15 protein-coding genes and 1 pseudogene are annotated in these 21,460 nt (G+C 62.0%); 3 read left to right on the top strand and 13 right to left on the bottom strand.

Features of this window, described 5'->3' with window-relative positions; translation table 11 throughout:
• Window positions 1-153: 153 nt before the first annotated feature.
• The 13 genes and pseudogenes from C4J91_RS26955 to tssA all read right to left on the bottom strand — a co-directional run.
• Window positions 154-561, bottom strand: a pseudogene (locus C4J91_RS26955) (RHS repeat domain-containing protein); the annotation flags it as partial.
• Window positions 562-641: 80 nt separating this feature from the next.
• Window positions 642-1,118 carry a hypothetical protein gene (locus C4J91_RS26950; RefSeq protein WP_124365009.1) on the bottom strand — a complete coding sequence of 159 codons (477 nt, stop codon included), beginning with the start codon at window positions 1,116-1,118 and terminating at the stop codon, window positions 642-644.
• On the bottom strand, window positions 1,105-5,439 hold the full coding sequence (locus C4J91_RS26945) for an RHS repeat-associated core domain-containing protein (RefSeq protein ID WP_124365008.1): 4,335 nt from the start codon (window positions 5,437-5,439) through the stop codon (window positions 1,105-1,107). The genes C4J91_RS26950 and C4J91_RS26945 overlap by 14 nt, the downstream gene beginning before the upstream one ends.
• A gap of 12 nt (window positions 5,440-5,451) precedes the next feature.
• On the bottom strand, window positions 5,452-5,886 hold the full coding sequence (locus tag C4J91_RS26940) for a DcrB-related protein (protein WP_124365007.1): 435 nt from the start codon (window positions 5,884-5,886) through the stop codon (window positions 5,452-5,454).
• Window positions 5,887-5,900: 14 nt separating this feature from the next.
• Window positions 5,901-7,841: a type VI secretion system Vgr family protein gene (locus C4J91_RS26935; RefSeq protein ID WP_124365006.1), complete on the bottom strand. Its 1,941-nt coding sequence runs from the start codon at window positions 7,839-7,841 to the stop codon at window positions 5,901-5,903.
• Between the two features lie 158 nt (window positions 7,842-7,999).
• Window positions 8,000-10,654, bottom strand: coding sequence for a type VI secretion system ATPase TssH (gene tssH / locus C4J91_RS26930; RefSeq protein ID WP_124365005.1), 2,655 nt, complete (start codon window positions 10,652-10,654; stop codon window positions 8,000-8,002).
• Complete coding sequence (gene tssG, locus C4J91_RS26925) at window positions 10,647-11,690, bottom strand: type VI secretion system baseplate subunit TssG (protein ID WP_124365004.1); 1,044 nt, start codon at window positions 11,688-11,690, stop codon at window positions 10,647-10,649. The genes tssH and tssG overlap by 8 nt, the downstream gene beginning before the upstream one ends.
• Window positions 11,654-13,513, bottom strand: coding sequence for a type VI secretion system baseplate subunit TssF (gene tssF, locus C4J91_RS26920; protein ID WP_124365003.1), 1,860 nt, complete (start codon window positions 13,511-13,513; stop codon window positions 11,654-11,656). The genes tssG and tssF overlap by 37 nt, the downstream gene beginning before the upstream one ends.
• Window positions 13,510-14,025 carry a type VI secretion system baseplate subunit TssE gene (tssE, locus tag C4J91_RS26915; RefSeq protein ID WP_042945974.1) on the bottom strand — a complete coding sequence of 172 codons (516 nt, stop codon included), beginning with the start codon at window positions 14,023-14,025 and terminating at the stop codon, window positions 13,510-13,512. Before tssE ends, tssF begins: the two co-directional genes overlap by 4 nt.
• Window positions 14,026-14,103: 78 nt before the next feature.
• Window positions 14,104-14,592: a type VI secretion system tube protein Hcp gene (locus tag C4J91_RS26910; protein ID WP_005792512.1), complete on the bottom strand. Its 489-nt coding sequence runs from the start codon at window positions 14,590-14,592 to the stop codon at window positions 14,104-14,106.
• Between the two features lie 148 nt (window positions 14,593-14,740).
• Window positions 14,741-16,237: a type VI secretion system contractile sheath large subunit gene (gene tssC / locus C4J91_RS26905; RefSeq protein ID WP_124365002.1), complete on the bottom strand. Its 1,497-nt coding sequence runs from the start codon at window positions 16,235-16,237 to the stop codon at window positions 14,741-14,743.
• A 2-nt stretch (window positions 16,238-16,239) separates the two neighbouring features.
• Complete coding sequence (tssB, locus tag C4J91_RS26900) at window positions 16,240-16,746, bottom strand: type VI secretion system contractile sheath small subunit (protein WP_003195557.1); 507 nt, start codon at window positions 16,744-16,746, stop codon at window positions 16,240-16,242.
• Between the two features lie 54 nt (window positions 16,747-16,800).
• A complete protein-coding gene (gene tssA, locus C4J91_RS26895; RefSeq protein ID WP_124365001.1) occupies window positions 16,801-17,817 on the bottom strand; it encodes a type VI secretion system protein TssA in 1,017 nt (338 codons plus the stop codon).
• Between the two features lie 389 nt (window positions 17,818-18,206).
• On the opposite strand from tssA, the gene tagH reads away from it, so the two are divergent.
• From tagH to tssK, 3 genes are read left to right on the top strand one after another with little or no spacing between them, the layout of a single operon-like run.
• A complete protein-coding gene (gene tagH / locus C4J91_RS26890) occupies window positions 18,207-19,535 on the top strand; it encodes a type VI secretion system-associated FHA domain protein TagH (protein WP_124365000.1) in 1,329 nt (442 codons plus the stop codon).
• A 56-nt stretch (window positions 19,536-19,591) separates the two neighbouring features.
• The gene (tssJ, locus tag C4J91_RS26885) at window positions 19,592-20,101 is read left to right on the top strand and encodes a type VI secretion system lipoprotein TssJ (RefSeq protein ID WP_124364999.1); all 510 of its coding nucleotides are present in this window, start codon (window positions 19,592-19,594) and stop codon (window positions 20,099-20,101) included.
• An 18-nt stretch (window positions 20,102-20,119) separates the two neighbouring features.
• Entirely contained in the window at window positions 20,120-21,454 is a 1,335-nt protein-coding gene (tssK, locus tag C4J91_RS26880) for a type VI secretion system baseplate subunit TssK (RefSeq protein ID WP_124364998.1), read from the top strand.
• Window positions 21,455-21,460 lie beyond the last annotated feature (6 nt).

Below are 21,460 nucleotides of genomic sequence, written 5' to 3'. Positions count from 1 at the left end.
CAAGCGCCGGGGGAATGAGCGATATAACGTGCGATCACAAACCCTGGTTCATCTGAAGCATTGACGGCCGGGATATAAAACAGATCGCCTGGCTTGGGGGCTGTAAGTGTTTTCATGCAGCGGTCTCTTCTCTACGTACAGGATTTAACCTTGCTCGGTTTTCTCAACCCTGCGCCCCAGCGGGTCATACGTCATCCTGACGATGCTGCCATTGTCATTACGCACTTCAATCAATCGGCTTTCAGCGTCATACGCAAACCGCTGCACGCCGCGCTTGGCACTGCGTTTCTCGATCATCCGCCCAAACGCGTCATAGCGGTAACGCTTGTCCTGATAGGTCAGCAGCTTGTTATGCACCACCAACCCGGCACCGGCCTGCGGGCCGTCGAGCAGGTTGGCGGCGGCGTCCTACTCGAAGTTCTTTTGCGCCGCTGCCGGCATCAATGAAGGTTGGCTGGCGAGGCGGCGTTGGCGTGAGCGCAGGCGGCCGCTGCGGTCGTATTCGCTGCGGGTGCTGAGCTGGCCCTGGGTGCGCAGCACTTCGAGATTCAGGCAGTTGCGATTATGGCAAGCCGATTGGAACAGAGACCTTTTGTTGTGGGGTGAAGACGGTTCATTCTAAGTGTGTCGGCGTTGCTCCTTTACCCCCTTACCAGCTGATCATGATCGTCGGCTAGCTCCTTCTCGACGAGTTCTTCATAATTTTCTGGTTCTGAACTTAGATCACCAGGAACCCACCTACCGTCCAGCTGTTTGTAACTGCTGGCTCTATAGCGGTGTAGAGCAACAATGCCTGTAATTTCTTTTTGTAGATTTTTCTCCTCATACCAAATGCTACCGCATGCTCCGCAGCCCCAGAACGATCTAGGTGGTTCCTCAACAAGGTCTACCCATCCGGCGCATTGAGAAATAGGGCATCGATAATTCGCGGGTTCTACCGAACCGTCTGCAGACTCGGCTGCTTTGACGAACTGGGTAGAGGAACCACAGGAAGGACACTCAATCATTATGAAATTCTGGCCTTTCGCAACGAGTGGAGCGACAAATTTCTGCTGCTGCGCGTCCAACTCAAAAGTCTCATTGCAGACCTGACAACGCGCATTTTTAGTTGAGTCCATATGGATTCTCCCCTTCTGGATACCAATGTAGAGCCTTGCTGTTAGCTTTGTGGTAAGCCTTGTCCATAAGAATCAGATTGCTTTGGCGGTTGTTACCGCCCCTGAATAGTGGCTTTTTATGGTGGACGTCAAAATTCTCAGGGACCTGGCCCTTTTTCATTCTATCCACTCCGGCCTGGCCGTATTTCAGAAGAGACTTGGGATCCTTGGCCATTTTTTTCAGATACTTTTCTTTGGCGCCACCTTTTTTGCTGAAGCTGGCACGTAGCTTTTTGATCTCGCTCTTTGTTCTCTTGTGATAGCAGGTTTTCAGACCCCACGGATCAACCCAGGTAAAGGGGTTTGGCGCGTACTGGTAGAGATTGAGTCCGCCCTCCAGATCAATCGGATCCGGCGTCGTAAACCGCCCCACATCCGGATCATAAAACCTGAACGTATTGAAATGCAGCCCCGTCTCCCGGTCCAGGTACTGTCCCTGAAACCGTAGATTCTGCTCTTCAATGTAATAAGGCTCGCGCACCTCTTCCAGCGTATTGCCCCACACCCGATAGGTCGCCTGCCAGACGTTGTGTCCGTCGGCCTCGGTGAGCTGTTCCGGCAGGCCGTTCAGGTCGTTGTGGTAATAGCGAATCTTCTGCAGCGGCCCGCTTCCGTCGACGCGGGCCAGGGGCTCGTAGCCTTCGTCCTGATAAACATAAAGACTCGTCTGACTGTGCTTATGCTCCTGCAGCAAGCGCAGACCATCCCAGGTAAACCGCGTCTCCCCCAGCGGATACCCATCGCTGCCATGCTCGGTTTTTTCAACCCTCCGTCCCAGCGGGTCATACGTCATCCTGACGACGCTGCCATCGTCATTACGCACTTCAATCAATCGGCTTTCAGCGTCATACGCAAACCGCTGCACGCCGCGATTGGCACTGCGTTTCTCGATCATCCGCCCAAACGCGTCATAGCGGTAACGCTTGTCCTGATAGGTCAGCAGCTTGTTATGCACCACCAACCCGGCACCGGCCTGCGGGCCGTCGAGCAGGTTGGCGGCGGCGTCGTAGGCGAAGGTTTCGCGCTGGCCATGGAGGCTGTCCTGGCTGGCGATGATGCGGCCGGTGGCGTCGTAGTGCAGCAGCTGGCGGTGTTGTGCGGCGGGTTGCTGGTCGAGTTTGCCGATCAGGTTGTCGGTGGGGTCGTACTCGAAGTGCTTTTGCGCGGCGGTTGGCATCAACGAGGGCTGACTCGCCAGGCGGCGTTGGCGTGCGCGCAGTCGGCCGCTGCGGTCGTATTCGCTGCGGGTGCTGAGCTGGCCCTGGGTGCGCAGGACTTCGCGGTGCAGGCGGTCGCGTTCGAAGTCGCTGATGACCTGGCCGTCGAGGTTGATCTGGTGCAGGTGGCCGCTGCCGTAATACAGGCGATTGAGCCAACGGCCGTCCGGCAGTTGGGTCTGGATCAGGTTGCCGAGTTCGTCGTAGTGGTGTTGCAGGCTGCCTGCCGAGCTCTGTTCGGCAAGCAACTGGCCAAGCGGATCGTAACTGAACCCCAGGGCCTGGGCATTGCCTTGCAGATCGGTGAAGGTGACTGCCGTCAGTTGATCCACTTCATCGTAGCTGTAGTCGGTACGACCATCGTCGGTGGTTTTAGCAATGAGTCGGCCGACCGCATCGCGCTCCAGCCGATGAACGATGGGGGCGGGTGGCGTTTCAGGAACAATCGCCAGTCCATTGCCAAACGGCGCAGGCATGGCCGTCACCGTAGTGACATTGTCGAGCGGGTCGTAGGCATAGCGTTTGGCGCTGCCGTCGAGGTCTTGCTGTTCAGTCAGCCGATCGCCGGCATCCCACGCAAATCGATAGCTTTCACCGTTCTCATTGACCAGCGCTTGCAATCGCCCGTAGCTGTCGTATCCAAATTGCACCTGCCGGCCATGGGCGTCAGTGCGCTGGCGTACCTGGCCACGCCGGTTGTGTTGATAAAGCGTGGTATGCCCGGCGGGATCGGTATAGCCCACCAACTGCCCGCTGACATCACGCTGGAACTGTTCGCTGCGTCCGTCCGGCAGTTGGCTGCTGAGCAAACGGCCCTGGGCGTCATAGCTGAACTGCGTGCGCTCGCCGAGGGCATCGGTGATGACCTGCAGATAACCGCGCTCGTCGTAGCTGAACCGCGTTGGGTAACCCGAGCAATCGACATGCTCGACCAATTGCCCGAACGGGTTCCAGCGCAGCTTTTTGCGCTTGCCGGTAGCGTCGATGATGTCGACGACTTGACCGTGGGCGTCATAGCGGTAACGGGTGACGTAGCCCAGCGGGTCAGTTTCGGCGATGCAGTTGCCGCGTTGGTCATAGCGATACTGCCAACTGTTGCCGGCGGCATCGGTTTCCACCAGCGGCAGCGCCCAATGCTCCAGCCACAAGGTGGAGTCGCTGCGGCCCAGCGGGTCGGTTTCACCGATAAGGTTGCCGGAATCGTCGTAGCTGTATTCGTAGCGGCCCCCCAACGGGTCAGTGGCGCTGAGCAATTGGCGTTCGTCGTTCCAGTCGAACAGCCAGGTCTGGCCGAGGTTGTCGCTGTATCGAATGATCTGGTGCTGAGTGTTCCACAGGCGCGTGCTGACGCGCTGCAAACCATCGGTGATGCGGGTGAGGCTGGCCTGCAAGTCATAGTCGAACTGGTAAGCGTCGCCCTCATCGGTCCAGTGTCGAACGACTCGCCATTCCAGGCCTTCAACCAAGGCCCACTCATAGAAGCAGCGCAACCCGGTGGACAACTGGTGCTCCACCATCCGGCGTCCGGCATCGTAGGCGAAGCGCCGTTGTACCTGCTCGGTTGCATCGCGAACCACGGCCAACTGACCGGCCACGTCATAGGCATAACTGACCAGCACTTCGCGGTGTTGATCGGGGTACAGGCGTTCGATCCGGACCACGCAGTCGAGGTCGCGGACCAGCTCAACCTGCACCAGGTCAAACGTATCGCGCAGGCGCAGCAGGCGCCCGGCGGCGTCATAGTCGACATAAATGCGGTTGTCATTGCGGTCACCCAGCTGAACCAGGCGCAACCGCGCGGCATGGGTCGGCGTGGGTTCAAACAGGCGGTACAGGCCATCATCACTTTCGATCAACAACTGCCCGTTGAGGTGTCTGCGCACCGCAAGCCCTTCACCGGCGCTGAACACCGCACCCCCCAGGGGAATGGAACCCATGTCGATGGGGCGTCCCTGCTCGTCGGTGTACACCAGCGTTTCGCCGCCTTCGGGATGAGCACGGACTTCGACGCACACCTCATACGGCACGCTCCAGCCCGCACCAAACAGGCTACCGGTGCGCTCGTCACGGCTGTTGTAGACGCGTTGCCAGTCAATCGGCAAGATGCCGGGCAGTACGAAATCCAGCTCGTCATCGCCGCCCAACACTTTCGCACCCGTCGCCGCATGCACCGGATTCGATGAACCCATCGCCGCATTGGCCAGCGCGCCCATCGCACTGCTGACGGCCATTGAGGTGGCGCCGCCGATCAGCATGCACGGCAGCTTGCTGAAGAACTTGCCCTTGCCGCCCTTGAGCATCAATAGCGCGGTGACCGCCAGCCCCACGCCTGGCGTCTTGCCGCTGCGAATCTCGCGCACCACCACTGAACCGCCGCCGATGGTCACGTTGGAGGAAATCAGCCCGGATGACACCACGGTCGCATCACACGTGCTGCGATCTCCGCTGCGCACCGCCGGCTGGCCGTTGATCGTGACCTTGTCCGAGCCCTCGGCCAGAAACTGCGGCGGCATCGGCGGGTGCTTCATGCACACGACCAGGTCCAATGGCTTGGGCACGGCGCCAGGCGCAGGGGAGGCGACGGTCGGGCGCCACATCTGTGAGAAGAAACTCTCGGCCATGTCCAGGTAGCTGGCTTCGGGTTCCGGCTCTGGAGCTTCCAGCTCGGTTCCGGCGGGCGCGACATGGGAACTGATCGCCCCGGCGGCTCGGGCGGCTGGAAGTTTGTTGGTAAGCGTATCGGTGGAGCCGGTGAGAATATTTGCCTGCACCGTGGGGGGGAACAGGGCGTTGCTGAAGGCATCGCATAAATCCGTCAGCCCTTTGTCCGCCCCGCTCTTGCTCATGAGAAGGCCGACTATCGTGCCCACCACTGCGCCCAGCAGGAAGCATCCCAACCCGCCGGTAGCGACGGTAATGCCGGTAGCTGCGACCACGGCAAAGGTGGCCACGGCGGTGATCGCGATATTCGCCGCCACCTCCAGCACGCCGCCGAGGATGTCGGCCATCATTGAGGTGTGGGCCAGCGCATCGCCCATCCGGGCGGCCCATAACGCGTCAGACATGCAGGCTGCTCATCAGGACACAGCGTCGAACGACAGCGAATTTTTGATCAATGCCCAATGCGCCGCTTCGGCATCACCCAGCGCGTCCGCCTTCACGTAACTCAAGGCAAGCATCTTGCGCGTGCCGGGAATCACCAGCGCCAACTGAAACTGGAAGACCTTGTCATTACCCTTGTTGAACTGGCTGCGCAGCTCGATGCCTTCCACCTCTTGATTCGCCCCCAAACGCACATCGACGCCGGGTTGATAGCGCAACTCCTGCACCTGTTTTTCCAGGCGCTGGAGCTGGTCGTTGAAGTTGCTGTGCAGGGTTTCGCCTTCGGCGAGCAAGCTACGGCTGACGATCAGGGACGTGCCCAGCTCGGGAAACTTGAGGATGTTGATCGTCGCGTCCTGCAGTTCGCCGGCAGGCAACTGAAACTGGAACTCATTGATTCGGTACGTCATAAAAACAGGTCTCGTCAGGAGCTTTTAGGCGTGGGGAACGCGGCTTTGATATTGGCGTCGATGCTGGCTTTCACGCCCTGGCCATCAGGCGTGGCGCCCGCGCCGCCACCGTTGTTCAGGTGCAGGACGCCGCCGGTGTTGAACTCGGCATCACCGCTGGCGTAGAAGCTGATTTGCACACCGGTCAGGTTGATCTGCCCGCTGGCGTTGAGCTCGAGGATGCTTTCGCCACAGACCAGGCGCAGGTTTTCGCCCACTTCGATCACGTAGCTTTGGCTGATGCTGTCGGTCTTGCGCTGGCCTACCGAGAGGATGTCTTCCTGCTTGACGATGCGCAGGCGATTATTGCCGATGGTCACCGTCTCGTTATGCCCAATACTCTTATTCCGGTCATGCCCCACCGAATGGCTCTCATCCACCTCCACCACGATGTCCTGGTTACGCTCGGCATGGATGTACAACTGCTCCAACCCCTTCTTGTCCTCCATGCGGATTTCATTGAAGTTGGCCGGCGTGCCGCCTTTGCTCGAGCGGCTTTTCATGCCGCTCTGGGTCGCGTTCTCCGGCAGGTCGTAAGGTACGGTTTGCTCAGCGTTGTACACCCGCCCGGTGATGATCGGTCGGTCCGGGTCGCCTTCGAGGAAGCTGACGATCACTTCCTGGCCGATCCGTGGGATCTGCATCGAGCCCCAGTTCTTGCCGGCCCAGGATTGCGATACGCGGATCCAGCACGAGCTGTTCTCGTTGGACTGGTCGTGGCGGTCCCAGTAGAAGTGCACCTTCACGCGGCCGTATTGGTCGGTCCAGATTTCCTCGCCCTTGGGGCCCACCACCAGTGCGGTCTGCGGGCCTTTGACGACGGGGCGGTGAGTGTTGGCCAGCGGGCGGAAGCTTTGCTGGGCGTCGATGCAGGTGAGGCTGCTTTCGAACTGCGCGCCGCCTGCGCCGCCGCCGCTTTCCAGGCTTTCCTGAACGATGTAGTAGCGACAGCCGACAATCAGGTATTCGCGGTTCTGGTCCTGGCGGCTGAAGCCGGTGAGGCTGAACAAGTGGCCCGAACCCAGGCCACGGGCATTACCGGCGAACTCGATCTGTTCATGCAGGGTTTGCAGGGCTTCGATGCGGGTGCGCGCGTAGTGTTCGCCGTCGGCGCTCTGCACGTAGGTGCCGGGATAGTCGTACAGCGGATAGTCGCCGGCGGTGTGCGGGCGCGGCATGGCCGAGCGCACGTCGATGCTGGCGCTGGGGCGCTGGAAGTCGTAGTCGTTGAGCTCCAGCGAACCCGGCTGCACTTCCTGCGCCAGGTGCCAGTTATGCATATGGTCGCGTTCGCGCTGCTGCTCGTCCTTGGGGTAATACGGGATCGACGCGTAGCCGGGCACCGTGGTGTGGGCGCCGTAGGCGTCGGCCAGCACCAGCACGTGACGGTCCTGCTCGTGGCGGAAGAAGTAGTAGATGCCTTCCTGTTCCATCAGGCGGCTGACAAAATCGAAGCTGGTCTCGCGGTACTGCACGCAGTATTCCCACTCGCGATACGGCCGGCTCAGGGCATCTTCGAAGTCGGAAAAACCCAGGTCGCGGAACACCTGCTTGATGATCTGCGGGATGCTCAGGTTCTGGAAAATCCGGCAGTCGGAGGTGCGGCTGAGCAGCCACAGCCAGGGGCGCAGCGTCACCTGGTAACTGGCGAACTGGCCCTGGTCGATGTTCTGGCTGCAGCGCGCGACGATGCCGTGAAAGTGCCGCTCGCCACCGTCGGCCAGTTGCAGGCCGACGCTCATTGGCTTGCCCAGCAACTGGTTGAGGTCGATGTTGGCGTCCAGGGACGTCAGTTGCAGCTCATAGTTGAACAGCCTTCCTAACTCTTCACCGCCACCCATTTCATTGAGCAGCAGCACATCCGGCCCGAGAGGGCTGGTGATTTTGGCCAGGCGTGAGGCTTGGTTGAATAGCATCGATAGTCCCGTAAACGCCTTAATAACTGAAGAAACCGAATCCAAATGTGGGAGGGGGCTTGCTCCCGATAGCAGTGTGTCAGTTGATACATTGGGTGACTGGTGCACCGCTATCGGGAGCAAGCCCCCTCCCACATTTTGAGCAGTATTTCGTCAGGTTAATCGCTGAAGTCGTAGTGCAATTCATTATCCCGGCTGCTGATGCGCACCCCCGCCAGCGCCTTGCCTTCGAGCATGCGCGTGAGGAATTCACGGCTCATGTCCGGCAGCAGGCTGTTGGTCAGGATGGTGTCGATCATGCGCCCGCCGCTTTCGGTTTCGGTGCAGCGTGAGACGATCAGGTCGACCACCGCGTCGTCGTAGTCGAAGGCGACCTTGTGGGTATTCTCCACGCGCTTCTTGATGCGGTTCAGTTGCAGGCGAGTGATCGCCTTGAGCATCTCGTCGCTCAGCGGGTAATAGGGAATGGTTACCAGGCGGCCGAGCAGCGCGGGTGGGAAAATCTCCAGCAGCGGCTGGCGCAGGGCCTTGGCGATTTCCTCGGGCTCGGGGATGTTCGCCGGGTCTTTGCAGACGCGGGAAATCAGCTCGGTACCGGCATTGGTGGTCAGCAGGATCAAGGTGTTCTTGAAGTCGATCACCCGGCCTTCGCCGTCTTCCATCACGCCCTTGTCGAACACCTGGAAGAAGATTTCATGCACATCCGGGTGGGCTTTTTCCACCTCGTCCAGCAGCACCACGCTATAGGGTTTGCGCCGCACCGCTTCAGTCAGCACGCCGCCTTCGCCATAGCCGATATAGCCCGGTGGCGCACCTTTGAGGGTGGAAACCGTGTGGGCTTCCTGGAATTCGCTCATGTTGATGGTGATCACGTTCTGCTCGCCGCCGTACATGGCTTCGGCCAGGGCCAGGGCGGTTTCGGTCTTGCCCACACCCGAGGTGCCGGCCAGCATGAACACGCCAATCGGCTTGCTCGGGTTGTCGAGGCCGGCGCGGGAGGTCTGGATGCGCTTGGCGATCATCTGCAGGGCGTGGTCCTGGCCGATGATGCGTTTCTTGAGGTGCTGGTCGAGGTTGAGTACGGTTTCCAGTTCGTTGCGCGCCATGCGGCCCACCGGAATACCGGTCCAGTCGGCGACCACCGAGGCCACGGCCTGGTAATCCACGGTGGGCAGGATCAACGGGGTTTCGCCTTGCAGGGCGCTGAGGCGCTGTTGCAGGTCCACCAGTTGGGCGCGCAATTCGTCGTTGCCGCTGTCGACTTCGCCGATTTTTTCACGCAGCGTCGCGCGGGTGGCGAGCAGCTCATCCACCAAGGCTTTCTCGTCGGCCCAACGGCTTTCCAGGCTGGCCAGGCGCTCACGCTCGGCCGTCAGCAGCGCTTCGCTGTTGGTTTGACGCGCGCCAATCGCAATGCCGATCGCATGTTCCCGGGCGATGATTTGCAGTTCGGTTTCCAGCGCTTCGATACGGCGACGGCTGTCGTCCACTTCGGCAGGCACGGCGTGCAGGCTGATGGCGACGCGGGCGCAGGCGGTGTCCAGCAGGCTCACGGATTTGTCTGGCAACTGGCGCGCGGGGATGTAGCGATGGGACAGCTTCACCGAGGCTTCCAGGGCTTCATCGAGAATCTGCACCTGATGGTGTTTCTCCATGGTCGAGGCCACGCCGCGCATCATCAGCAGCGCTTTGTCTTCCGACGGCTCGGCAACTTGCACCACCTGGAAGCGGCGGGTCAGGGCCGGGTCTTTTTCGATGTGCTTCTTGTACTCGGCCCAGGTCGTGGCGGCCACGGTACGCAAGGTGCCACGGGCCAAGGCAGGCTTGAGCAGGTTGGCCGCATCGCCAGTACCGGCAGCGCCACCGGCACCGACCAGGGTGTGAGCCTCGTCGATAAACAGGATGATTGGCTTGGCCGAGGCCTGCACGTCTTCGATGACTTGGCGCAGGCGCTGTTCGAACTCGCCTTTCATGCTCGCGCCGGCTTGCAGCAAGCCCACGTCGAGGCTGCGCAGTTCCACGTCCTTGAGCGCCGGCGGTACATCGCCGGCGACGATGCGCAGGGCGAAACCTTCGACCACGGCTGTCTTGCCCACCCCGGCTTCACCAGTGAGGATCGGGTTGTTCTGGCGCCGACGCATGAGGATATCCACCAGTTGGCGAATCTCTTCATCGCGCCCCACGATCGGGTCGAGCTTGCCGCTGCGCGCCTGTTCGGTCAGGTCGACGGTAAACCGCTTGAGCGCTTCCTGCTTGCCCATCGCGCTGGGGGCCATGGCGCCGCTGGCTTCGCCAGGCACACCAGCATTGAAACCATCGCTGGCGCCGAGGGCATTCTCAGGCGAGTCGCCGACGTATTCATCAAAGCGCTCGCTCAAGGCCTCGGGCTTGATCTTGTCGAACTCGGCCGACAAGCCCAGCAGCGCATGGCGCAGGCTCGGGGTTTTCAGGATGCCCAGCACCAGGTAACCGGTGCGCACCTGGCTTTCGCCGAACATCAGGCTGCCGTACACCCAACCGCGCTCCACGGCTTCTTCCACATGGGACGACAGGTCGGTGATCGAGGTCGAGCCACGCGGCAGGCGGTCCAGGGCTTCGGTGAGGTCGCGGGCCAGGCGCGCCGGCTCCACGTTGAACTGGCGGATGATGCGGTGCAGGTCCGAGTCCTGCAGCTGCAGCAATTGGTGAAACCAGTGGGCCAGTTCCACATACGGGTTGCCCCGCAGTTTGCAGAACACGGTGGCGGCTTCGATGGCCTTGTAGGCCACGCTGTTGAGTTTGCCGAACAGTGCGGCGCGACTGATTTCACCCATGCTCTGGATTCCTTGAGGTGGTGGCGTGATCGGCGTAATGCCGTGCCAGGATTAGGTCGTTGGCGTCATGCGCAGGTTGGCCGAGCCAGGTATTGAAGCCCAGGCGGAACTGGCCGTTGAGTTGCAGCGCCGGGACTTCGGGTTGTTGCAGAACCAGGTTCAAGTCCCAGTCCAGTTCATGGCCCAGGTACTCGGCGACCCACGCCACCAGCTCGTTGAACGGCTGGTGGCCGGGCAGCATGCCCATGTAATCGTCGAGTTTCAGCGGCCCGAGGCGAATGCGGAATTTGTGCTGGCGGTCCCACACATGGCTGCCCAGGCAGAAATCCACGCCGAGCCGGTTGGCGCTGACGCCGACGCGGCTGCGTTCGGGCAATTCCAGCCATTGGCCGACGTATTCTTCGATTTCCACCGGCAAGCCGAAGTACTCGCTGAGGATGGCCTTCAAGCCATCCGGGTAACGGGTCTGCGCCGACAGGTGGCCGCTGTAATGCAGCTTCGCCGTGTCGGGGATCAAGCCCTGGTTGAGCAAGCTCGGCATGCCTCGGCCACTCAAGGCGGCGAGGCGTGCGGACCAGTAGTCATCATCCGGGCGGTCATGGCTGACCGTCGGGCGTGCCTCGGCCCAGGCCCGGTAGAACAGGGTCAGCAGGCGATGGTGGAACACATCCAGGAACTGTTTGCTGGTGCTGTCGGCATTGTTGCGCTGGCGCTCGCGCACGTACTCGGTGATATGCAGCGGCAGCGGGCCGTTGGGGCCGCCGAGGCCGAAGAAGAACTGCTCCAGCCGCGCCGGCTTGCCGTCACCGCCGGGGTCGACCGAGGCCAGTGTGGCCGGGGCGAAGGTGCAATCGGCCCGTTGGCCCAGGCGCAGCGGGTCATCCGCCAGGCGCAGAGAATGGCCCAGGCGCGGCAGGTCCGGCGATTCGCACTCGATACGCCGCAGCGCCTGGAAGAAGTCATATTCCCAGGGCTCCTGGTGCATCGCGTCCAGGGTACTCACAGGGTCGGACGACGTCCGGGCTTGGCTTTCCATCGCATGATCTCGCCGCGTTCGGTGGTACGGATCACCGTCTCGGTAAAACTGTTGATCGACACGTAGCGTGCCAGGAAGCGTTCCAGCACCGCACCGAGCAGGAACACGCCGGTGCCGCGAAACGCGTTTTCATCGAATTCCAGGGTGATCTCCAACCCGCGGCCAAACACAATCGGGCCCGGCATTGGCAGGCGTCGGGTCACCGCCTTGCTGCTGACGTCGCGCAAGCCTTCGATCTGCAATTGCAGGGCGGCGTCGTTGCTGTCGCCGTACAGGCGCAACAGCTCACGCAAGGCACCGGCGCCCTGGCCCTGTTCGCTTAAGGAAAGGTAGTTGAGCGACAACTGGCTGATCAGCCGCCAGGCCTTGGCATCGTGGGCATGGCTGGGGCGCGGGCGGCTGGGACCTGCGACGCACCGCACCGAGAGCACTGGGGCGCTGTCGGCCAGGGTGAAATCGGTCTTGCCGTTGCCCACGCTCATGAACAGCGGCAGGTCGCGGTTGGTGCACAGTGCGGTCACACCCAACTGGCGCAGATCATGGCGGTACGGTGCTTGCCGGCTGTCCACCAGGCTGACGAAGGTTTCGCTGCCCACATAGGTGGAACGCGGGCCGTTGCGGCGCTGGTCGCTGGACAGCACACGCGGTTCGCGGCGCACCGTGTAATAGGCTTGGTCGCGGCCGTAGCGGGAGGGATCGCGCACCGCGTAAAACGGCAAAAATGGCTGCTCCGGCCCGGTGCCATGGCCGGTGATGCCGCTCAACGAATGAATCTCGAAATCCATCGGCCGCGTGCGGTCGGCGATCACATGGTGTTCGTTGACCCGGTCGGACAGGTGGATGCGGTCCACGCGTTTGGGGAACAGGTTGATCGCCGGCGTGCAGAACGGCAGGAACTGCGCCGCGCCCACGCTGCCCTCCAGGCTCGGCTCGTGACGGTCGAACAGCACGATCAATTCCAGCTCCTGGCCGTCGCAGCGTTTGACCGCACGGCTCAGTTCGGCGAATTCGACGAACAGGAAGCGGTGGGGCAGGGCGAAGTATTCCTGCAACAACCGATAGCCCTGGAACGCACGCGCTACCACCGGCATGGCCGCGTCGGCATCGTCAAAGCCCCGTGAGCGCAAGGCGTCCTGAGGCAAGCGCTCAACCCAATCACCGCCGGGCTTGCGTGCGAACACCGCACAGGCGTTGCCCAGCAATTGTTCATAGAGGCGGAACGGTTGCTCATCGGCGCCGCTGAGGTACAGCGGCAGGTTATCCAGGTCGAGGCTGTTGAATGGCAACTCGGCGCCGGTGCGCAGGGTCAGGCGCAAGCCGGCCTTGGCTTTCGGTTCGCTGGCGGCCAGGCGGCCGAGCACGGCGGCAGGGTTGCCGAAGTATTCGGCATTGCTCACCTGCAACGGCCACAGCTTCACCGGGTGCGCGGTGCGGTACTCGCAGCAGGTCTGGGTTTCACGGCCCAGGGCGGCGCGCAGTACTGTGTCGCGGGGCAGGGGGAAGCCGCTGGCGAGGGAGCCTTCGTCGGGGTCGGTCTGCAGTTGCACCACGGTCATCGACGGCGTGGGCGCCAGGTAATGCGGGTAGGCGATTTCCAGCAGGTTGTGGGTGAAGGTCGGGTACTCGGCGTCGAGCTTGAGCTGCACGCGGGCGGTGAGGTAGGCAAAGCCTTCGAGCAGGCGTTCGACGTACGGGTCGGCGCAGTCCATGCCGGACAGGGTCAGCCGACTGGCGATCTTCGGGTATTCCTTGGCGAACTCGGCGGCGCTTTCGCGCACGTGGTGCAATTCCTGGTTGTACAGCTCCAGCAGGCGCGGGTTCATGGGCGCCTCCGTTGGTCGGCGTTCACTACACGCACATGGCCGGACTCCAGGTCCAGGTCGGTTTGCAGCAGCAGGCGCAACGGCACCGGCTGGGCCCACAGGTCGCCTTCGATCTCGAAACTCAAGGCGTTGTGGTTCATTTCACCCTGGCCGACGCGGGCTTTGACGCGCAGCGTGTGGCGCAGGATGCGCGGCTCGAACGTCGCGATGGCTTGGTAGATCAGCGCTTCCAGGGCCTTGATGTCCACGCTGGAAACGCTGTTGCCCGCCAGTGCCGGCAGGCCGTAATTGACCACCGAGGTGCCGGCCGGGGTGTGCAGCGTGGCATCGGCATCGAGCAACGACGTGGTGTTGAGCAGCCACGCCAGGTCGCGCAATACCGAGGCTTTCAATTGGGTCAGGGACAGCACGCGTTTGTCCGCGCTTTCCTTTGGATTGGTTGGGTCGTCGTCGGTCAGCCGGTCCAGCAGGGACGGTTGCAGACGGTCGCGGGAAGCGATTTCAGTTACCACCAAAGCAGCTCCACGGACGGGTTGCGAGAGGAACATAAGGTTTGCGACCGTGGCGTGAAACCACGGTCACAAGGGCTATCAGCGCTTGGTGTTGGAACGGATGTTCCAGCCAAACTTGATCGCGCCGCCGTCTTTGGTGCCGTCGGCTTTCTGCGGCTGGTAGTCGACCATCACTTGGGCGAAGTTCAGGGTGACGTTCTCGGTCAGGCGGTCATCGGTGCCTGAACCGCCGGTGCTCAGCGAGGTCACCAGGACTTCTTCCAGGTTGATCACCATGTACTCGACCTGGCTTTCGCCACCGGCCTTGCGCACGGTCAGCTTGACCTTGTCGATGTGCTTGCCGCTGGCGCAGTGCATCATCAGGTTCGGCGACGCCTTGTCGACGTATTTGGTCAGCGACAGGTCCTGGATATTCACCTTGCCCGCGCCGCCGCCACCGCCCACATGCATGTTGCCGGACTGGGCCATGCCCCAGCTCCAGTTCAGCACGTCGATCTCGTCCTTGTGGGCCTTGTCCATGGACTCGCCCTTGATGTCGCCGATCTTGATGAAAATATCAACAGCCATGTTTTCTCCCTGTGTGGCCCAGGCCACTTGATTTGGTGATCGTTCCCACGCTCTGCGTGGTAACGCATCCTGTGACGCTCTGCGTTACTGGGACGCAGAGCGTCCCCGGGCGGCATTCCCACGCGGAGCGTGGGAACGAGCGAGTTAGTTAGGCGCTTTTTGCAGAAGGCAGCTTCGATACCAAACGCAACGACACCGTCAGCCCTTCGAGCTGGTAGTGCGGACGCAGGTAGAACTTGGAGTTGTAGTACCCCGGGTTGCCTTCCACTTCTTCCACGATCACTTCGGCGGCTGCCAAGGGATGCTGGGCCTTGGTGGTTTCGGTGGAGTGCGCCGGGTCACCGTCGACGTAGTTGAGGATCCAGTCCTGCAACCAGCGCTGCATTTCGTCCTTCTCTTTGAAGGAGCCGACCTTGTCGCGCACGATGCACTTCAAGTAGTGCGCGAAACGGCAGGTGGCGAACAGGTACGGCAGGCGCGCGGCCAGGTTGGCGTTGGCGGTAGCGTCCGGGTCATCGTATTCGGCCGGTTTCTGCAACGACTGGGCGCCGATGAACGCGGCGAAGTCGGTGTTTTTCTTGTGCAGCAGCGGCATGAAACCGTTCTTCGCCAGTTCCGCTTCACGGCGGTCGCTGATGGCGATTTCGGTCGGGCACTTCATGTCCACGCCACCGTCGTCGGTCGGGAAGGTGTGGGCCGGCAGGTTTTCCACTTCACCGCCGGACTCGATGCCACGGATGCGCGAGCACCAGCCGTAGTGCTTGAACGAACGGTTGATGTTCACCGCCATCGCGTACGCGGCGTTGGCCCAGGTGTACTTGGAGCTGTCGGCGCCGTCGGTGTTTTCTTCGAAGGCGAAGGCTTCCACCGGGTCGGTCTTGGCGCCATACGGCAGGCGCGCCAGGAAGCGCGGCATGGTCAGGCCGATGTAGCGCGAATCTTCCGATTCACGCAGCGAGCGCCAGCCGGCGTATTCCGGGGTGGTGAAGATCTTGGTCAGGTCGCGCGGGTTCGACAGTTCCTGCCACGAGCCCATGCCCATCACGGTCGGCGAAGCCGCAGCGATGAATGGCGAGTGCATGGCGGCGCAGACTTTCGACAGCTCGCCCAGCAATTCCACATCGGGCGGCGACTGGTCGAAGTAGTAGTCGCCTACCAGGCAGCCGTAGGGTTCGCCGCCGAACTGGCCGTATTCTTCTTCGTACATCTTCTTGAAGATCGGGCTCTGGTCCCACGCCGTGCCTTTGAATTTCTTCAAGGTCTTGTGCAGGTCCGGCTTGGAGATGTTGAGCACGCGAATCTTCAGCTGCTCATCGCTCTCGGTGTTATTGACCAGGTAATGCAGGCCACGCCAGGCGCTTTCCAGTTGCTGGAAGTCCGGGTGATGGATGATCTGGTTGACCTGGGCGGTGAGCTTGGCGTCGATGGCGGCGATGATCGATTCGATCGACTTGATCGCGTCGTTGGACACCAGGTCGGTTTGCGCCAGAGCCTGTTCGGCCAGGGTGCGCACGGCGGTTTCCACGGCTTCGCGGGCGCGCTCGGTCTTGGGCTTGAATTCTTGCATCAACAGCGAGGCGAACTCGCTGGTTTCTTCGGTGGCGCCCAGGTTGGACGCGCCTTCGCGAACGGTATTGTCAGTCATGCTTACTGCTCCCCTGCAGGCTTGGGCGCACTGGCAAGTGCCTGGAGCAGTGCCGGGTCCTTGATCGCCTTCATGATGATTTCTTCGGCGCCGGTCTTGCCGTCCATGTAGGTCAGCAGGTTGGCCAGTTGGGTGCGGGCTTCGAGCAGCTGGTTCAAGGAATCGACCTTGCGCGCCACGGCGGCCGGGCTGAAGTCGTCCATGCTTTCGAAGGTGATGTCCAGGCTCAGGTTGCCTTCGCCTGTCAGCTCATTGGGTACGTGGAACGCCACGCGTGGCTGCATGGCCTTGAGGCGGGAGTCAAAGTTGTCGACGTCCACTTCAAGGAACTTGCGGTCGGCCACGGGTGCCAGCGGCTCGGCAGGCTTGCCGGCGAGGTCGGCCATCACGCCCATGACGAAGGGCAGCTGGACCTTTTTCTCGGCGCCGTAGAGCTCGACGTCGTACTCGATCTGCACTCGAGGCGCGCGGTTGCGCGCGATGAATTTCTGAGAACTTTGCTTCGCCACGTTGCTGCTCCTGGTCGCTTGAGCGACGGTGTTGTTACTGCACGGTCCGGCGGCTTACTCGCTGTCCGGGCCGCGCAGGTTTTCAAATTGGGACATGCCGTCGGGAATCAGATTGCGCACGATGGCCGCGAAATCGGCGTGCACCAGATTCTTCGCGCGGTTCAACAGCACCGGCAGCGGGCTCGAAGGCTCGTGCCGGGTGTAATACGCAAGGATTTTGTCGAGGCTGCGCAGCACCTCATCGCGGCTGGCGATATCGCCGGCAGGGCGGGGGGCTGCGGGGGCGGCGTAGTCCACCGAGGGAGCTTTGTCTTCACTGACGGCCTCGGGTTCGCTGCTGCTGTCGGTGCCTGGCACCGCTTGATTGAGCAGTTGCAAGGCCTGCTTGAGCGGCTGTTTCAACGCGCTGAGGTCTACGCCCTGGGCGGAACCGACCTGCTCGTTGACCTGTTGTTCGATGGCTTCGCAGGCGGCACGCGCCGCGCTCAAGGCGTCGCGGGTGGCCTGCAGTTGCTCCGGGTCGCTGTCGAGGAACGCGGCGTTGAGTTGCTGGGCGCCCAGTTGTTCATCGGGAAAACTCAGCAGGCCGCTGGCGTTCAACGCGGCGCGCAGGCTCACCGGGCCGAAGGTGCGCGAACGCGTGAGGATGCTCTCGCGCAGCAGACGAATCGTGGTGTCGCCGGTCAAGCCGGACAGCGCGTTGATGCGCACGGTGGGGTCGTTATCGTCATCGGCATCCAGGCGCGGGTGCAGGTCGGCCCAGTATTGGCGCAATAACGCATCGATCAGGGTCAGGACGTCGGCCAGCCCGACCACGCCTTGCAGGGCGAGCGAGCTTTGCAGCAGGAAATGGGTGATGCGCAGGTCTTTGCTGCGCTGCAGCAAGTCGAGGCTCTGCTGCTGGATGCTGCGCCATTCGGGTGGCTCAGCGGGCAGGATCGAATCGCCCATGCTGCGCTCGGGCTGGCCCTTGGCATCACGTTCCAATTGCAGAAATTGCGCGTCATATTCCATGTCTTCGCCACAGGGCGAGGACGCGGAAACGGCGGTGAGCAACAATGGCACATCCACTGAGTTCGATCTCCCTATCAGCCCGTTAGATGCCGGGCAATGCATGCATTAGTTGCGCGGTGAACTTTGCATGTTCTTGGTGATACCATCAGAGTGCCACTATCGTGCCATCATTGATGTTCAAGAAGTTGTGCATTTTTGGTGTAGTACTTATGCCTTGTCAAGGTAAGCTATTCGCCCTCTGTGACAGATGTGCGGTGTTTAACAACCTGCGCGACTGGTGGGTCGAACCGTGCGCCCGCAGAGGATTTTTGTCATGCAAGCCAGATAAGATCAGCGATCATGCTGGCAATTGCAGATTTAGACGGTCGTCCCCACGACCTGGCGGAGTATCCAGGCAAGCGTAGCCCTTGGATCGACCGCGCGCGATGTATCAGCAAGGAGGCAAGATGTCGCTGTGTTTGACTATCACTAGTTATCACAAGATTACCCCTGGGCAGTGCTCCGAAAAGTCCATGAACCAGGGCTCGATGGCGATCGGCCGCAGTTCGGAAAACGACTGGGTACTGCCCGACCCCGAGCGCCTCGTCTCCTCCCAACATTGCATTATTCAATACAAAGATGGCCGTTATTACCTGACCGATAACAGCACCAACGGTGTGGAGTTGGTTAACGCCGGTATCCGTTTGCGCCGGGGTAACAGCGAGCCGCTGCAGGATGGCGAGCTGATCCGGATCGGCGATTACGAAATCCAGGCGCGCATCGATTTCAACGTGCAGGCCGTCGACAGCCAGCCGTTTGCCGGTGAGTCGCCGAACAGCTTTGAAGCGCTGATGGGCGCGGTGGCGAGCCCGCCCGCGCCGACGCCAATGATCGCGCCGCAGTTCCATGGCGCCTCGTCGATGGAAACCCTGCCGGACCTGTTCGACTTCCTCAGCCCCGCCGCCGTGCCACCGCCCACCGTGGCGGACCATGTGCCGTCCGAACAACACGACTTCCGTGCGCCGGAGCCGGTCGCCGTGCCGGTTGCCGACACTCCAGTGGTACAAGGTTCGGTGATTCCCGAAGACTGGGACCCGTTTGGCGACGCGCCCGCGCCGCTCATCAATGCTGCGCCAGCTCCCGCGCCGATGCCCCCACCGCCGCCCGTGGTTGAGCCTGTTGCGCGCCCCGACGGCGACGCCCAGCCACAGCCCGACCTGCTGCAAGCCTTTCTGCGCGGTGCCGGCCTCGATCAGATGCGCCTGGACCAGGCCGCTGCCTGCGCCCAGATGGAAAGCATCGGCCGCAGCTACAGGCTGATGGTCGAAGGCCTGATCGACGTATTGCGTGCCCGCGCCAGCCTCAAGGGCGAATTTCGCATGCAGCAAACCATGATCCGCCCCGCCGAAAACAACCCGTTGAAATTCGCCCCGAATGCCGACGAAGCGTTACTGCTGCTGCTTCGTCACGGCAACCAGGCGTTTATGGCGCCTGATGTCGCGGTACGTGACAGTTTCGACGACCTGCGCACCCACCAATTGGCGGTGATGGCCGGCGTGGAAGCCGCGCTCAAGCACCTGCTGCTGCGCTTTGAACCGGCGCAATTGGAAGAGCGCATGGGCAAGCCCGCTGGCCTCTCGAGTATTTTCAACGGCTCGCGCCAGGCCCAGTACTGGCAGCAATTCACTGAGCTTTACAACACTATTTCCCGCGAGGCCCAGGAAGATTTCCAGGACCTGTTCGGCCGCGAATTCAGCCGGGCCTACGAAGAACACAGCGCACGACAGCGACGCTGAACCGCGTCGCACTGATGGATAAAACGGATAGCTAAGCACGTCATTGAGGACGCAGGATGATTCCCAGGTTTTTACTCGTAGCCGCCACCGCGCTGCTGCTGGCGGCGTGTGCCAAGGACGCGGCCAAACCCGAAGCCGCTGCCGAGGCTGAAGCGGACACGGCTGCCGTCGAATTGCATTTTCACGCGATTGCCGGGCTCAACCCCGGCGCCAATGGCCAGGCCGCCCCGGTACGGGTGCGTATTTTCGAGCTGAAAAACGCCGCCACCTTCGCCCGCTCCGATTACTTCGCCCTGGCCGATCGTGCGCAATCCACCCTTGGCCTGGACCTGCTCGACCAGGACGAAGTGGTGATTCAGCCCGGCCAACAGCTGAGCATCCAGCGCGATCTCGACCCGGCCACGCGCCAAATCGGCTTGCTGGTGGGCTATCGCGAGCTGGACCGCGCGCAATGGCGCACCGTTATCAACGTGCCGCCACGCCAATACACCGAATATCAGATCAGCCTCGATGTGCGTGCTGTGCGCGCAGACGTCGTGGCTACCCCCGCCAGCCCAGCCCACTAACAAGCAATCGGAGCCCCCATGTCCTGGAACAATCGCGTGGTCTGGTCGGAAGGCATGTTCATCGGAACGCAGCACTTCCAGCAGCATGACCGTTACCTGGAAAACCTGATCGACGCCCGCAGCCGTCCGCTGTCCGCTGGCGCCTGGGGCTTTTCCGAGTTGCTGATCGACCAGGGCCTGCTCGCCCAGGGCAAGCTGGCCATTGTGTCGGCGCGTGGCCTGTTGCCGGACGGCACGCCATTCAATATTCCCCAGGACGACCTGGCGCCTAGCCCGCTGAATATCGACGATAACCTGCGCGACGGCCTGGTGTACCTGGCCCTGCCGCTCAAACGCGCCGGCGCGCGTGACACCGTGGATGCCGGCGAGGCCCTGGAAGCGGCGCGCTACGTGAGCCAGGTGCGTGAAGTGCGCGACGACAACGCACCCTTCGAAAACCGCGCGCCGGTGGCCGTGGGCTCGCGGGCGTTGCGTTTGCTGACCGCCCAGGACGGCATCAGCGACTACGCCGCCATTGGCCTGGTGCGCATCAAGGAAAAGCGCGCCGACCGCGCACTGGTGCTCGATGACAGCTACATTCCGCCGGTGCTGGACGTGGCCGCGAGCAAACCGCTGAGCGCATTTCGCAGTGAGTTGCTCGGCCTGTTGCACCAACGTGGCGAAGCCCTGGCCGGTCGTGTGGTGGCCTCGGGTGCCGGTGGCGCTTCGGAAATCGCCGACTTCATGCTACTGCAACTGGTCAACCGCGCCCAGCCGCTGATCCAGCACTTCAGCCAGTTGAGCCCGCTGCACCCGGAACGCCTCTTCAGCGAGCTGGTCAGCCTTGCCGGTGAGTTTTCGACGTTTTCCACCTCCAGCCGGCGCCCCCAGGAATACCCGCACTACCAGCACGACGACCTGGCCCTGAGCTTCGCCCCGGTGATGGCGGCCCTGCGCGAAGCGCTGTCGATGCTGATCGACAGCAAGGCCACGCCGATCCCGATTGTGGAGAAGGCCTACGGCATCCACGTGGCGATGCTGGCCGACAAGACCCTGCTCGACAACGCCAGCTTCATCCTCGTGGTGCGTGCCGACGTGCCCGGCGAAACCCTGCGTGCGCGCTTCGGCCAGCAGAGCAAGGTCGGCTCGGTGGAGCACATCCGCGACCTGGTCAACCTGCAGTTGCCGGGCATTGGTCTGCTGCCGTTGCCGGTGGCGCCACGCCAGTTGCCGTATCACGCGGGCAGCACCTATTACGAGCTGGACCGGGGCAGCGAGCACTGGCAGCAGTTGAGCAATTCCGGCGGTTTCGCCTTCCACATCGCCGGGCAGTTCCCGGGTTTGAACCTGGCCTTCTGGGCGATCCGAGGATAAACCGCG

It is taken from the genome of Pseudomonas sp. R3-52-08, from assembly GCF_003851745.1.
GTDB lineage: Bacteria > Pseudomonadota > Gammaproteobacteria > Pseudomonadales > Pseudomonadaceae > Aquipseudomonas.
Note: the sequence above shows the minus strand (reverse complement) of the source record. Positions and strands in the feature narration are given on the sequence as shown.

Coding starts and splice junctions, on each gene's coding strand:
- C4J91_RS26935 (WP_124365006.1), bottom strand. CDS start 7,841: ATGCTATTCAACCAAGCCTCACGCCTGGCCAAAATCACCAGCCCTCTC.
- C4J91_RS26950 (WP_124365009.1), bottom strand. CDS start 1,118: ATGGACTCAACTAAAAATGCGCGTTGTCAGGTCTGCAATGAGACTTTT.
- tssC (WP_124365002.1), bottom strand. CDS start 16,237: ATGACTGACAATACCGTTCGCGAAGGCGCGTCCAACCTGGGCGCCACC.
- C4J91_RS26940 (WP_124365007.1), bottom strand. CDS start 5,886: ATGACGTACCGAATCAATGAGTTCCAGTTTCAGTTGCCTGCCGGCGAA.
- tssK (WP_124364998.1), top strand. CDS start 20,120: ATGTCCTGGAACAATCGCGTGGTCTGGTCGGAAGGCATGTTCATCGGA.
- tssG (WP_124365004.1), bottom strand. CDS start 11,690: ATGGAAAGCCAAGCCCGGACGTCGTCCGACCCTGTGAGTACCCTGGAC.
- tagH (WP_124365000.1), top strand. CDS start 18,207: ATGTCGCTGTGTTTGACTATCACTAGTTATCACAAGATTACCCCTGGG.
- tssH (WP_124365005.1), bottom strand. CDS start 10,654: ATGGGTGAAATCAGTCGCGCCGCACTGTTCGGCAAACTCAACAGCGTG.
- tssF (WP_124365003.1), bottom strand. CDS start 13,513: ATGAACCCGCGCCTGCTGGAGCTGTACAACCAGGAATTGCACCACGTG.
- C4J91_RS26910 (WP_005792512.1), bottom strand. CDS start 14,592: ATGGCTGTTGATATTTTCATCAAGATCGGCGACATCAAGGGCGAGTCC.
- C4J91_RS26945 (WP_124365008.1), bottom strand. CDS start 5,439: ATGTCTGACGCGTTATGGGCCGCCCGGATGGGCGATGCGCTGGCCCAC.
- tssJ (WP_124364999.1), top strand. CDS start 19,592: ATGATTCCCAGGTTTTTACTCGTAGCCGCCACCGCGCTGCTGCTGGCG.